Source organism: Micromonospora sp. LOL_023 (genome assembly GCF_048060115.1).
Classification (GTDB): domain Bacteria; phylum Actinomycetota; class Actinomycetes; order Mycobacteriales; family Micromonosporaceae; genus Micromonospora_E.
In genome coordinates, this window is the sequence record NZ_JBHMIM010000223.1 from 1 (window position 1) to 264 (window position 264).

Sequence of the window (264 nt, forward strand, 5' to 3'; positions counted from 1 at the left end):
TGTCCAGGTCGGGTACCGTCGCGGTCGCGCTGCCATAGATGTTGGTGGGCGACTCGGAAACGCTGTCAAAGGACGGGACGCTCTCGCCAATCAGCCTGGTATCGGCAGGCCAGGTGACATCGCCGGCAGCCGTAAGGTCACCGGCGGTGCCGTCGATATTCTGCAAGCCCCTGTTGTCGATGGTGTCCATCGGCCAGTGAGCCTTTGCGAGTAACGGTCCGCGACTGGGTGTAGTGCCGGTACTCGGCTCAGGTGGTTCGGTTG

Annotated in this window: 1 protein-coding gene; it reads right to left on the bottom strand. The window is 62.9% G+C overall.

What is annotated here, in order from left to right; translation table 11 throughout:
• The coding region (locus tag ACFHVL_RS31545; protein ID WP_416632274.1) for a hypothetical protein at positions 1-190 on the bottom strand (190 nt) is incomplete at its 3' end.
• Positions 191-264: the final 74 nt, after the last annotated feature.